The organism is Streptococcus oralis, from assembly GCF_001578945.1.
Taxonomy (GTDB): domain Bacteria; phylum Bacillota; class Bacilli; order Lactobacillales; family Streptococcaceae; genus Streptococcus; species Streptococcus oralis_Q.
Map to the genome: position 1 here is coordinate 1 of NZ_KQ969600.1, position 529 is coordinate 529.

The window sequence follows — 529 nt, forward strand, 5'->3', positions numbered from 1 at the left end:
CATGGCTTGATGGGGGATAGAGCGTCTATCAAATTCCTTCATAATGGCAATTCTGGTCGTCATCATAGCCCGATTCAAATGCTGGATAATGTGAGATCTATCGAGAATAATCTTTGCCTTAGGAAAAATTTGTTTGATGATGGGAATGTAGCTGGCAGACATATCCTCCGTCACAAACTGGACCTGTTCACGCACCTTTCTAGGATACTTGTAAAAGTAGTTCTTGATGGTTGCCTGTCGGTTGTTTTCAAGAACGGTGATGCCCTTTCGTGTATGACAATTCTGCGCAATGAAGGCAAGTTTTCCTTTGTTTCGTGAAAATTCATCCCAGGATAAGACTTCAGGAAGTTTAGAAAAATCCTCAGTGAAGGTGAATTGTTCTAGCTTTCTCTGGACGATGGAAGCGGAAACGTGGATTCTCTTGGCAATGTCAGAGTTTGTGAGTCTTTCTGTGTGTAGTTGCGTTATCTTTACCCAGACAAGCTTAGAAATTTGACAGTTTTTTCTGAACCAGAGGTGTTTCAGGATC

General features: G+C 41.8%; 1 protein-coding gene. It reads right to left on the minus strand.

Annotated features, from left to right (window positions below; all coding sequences use genetic code 11):
• Positions 1-529: transposase (locus tag SORDD16_RS09975; protein ID WP_164966528.1), on the minus strand; the 529-nt coding region annotated here is incomplete at both ends.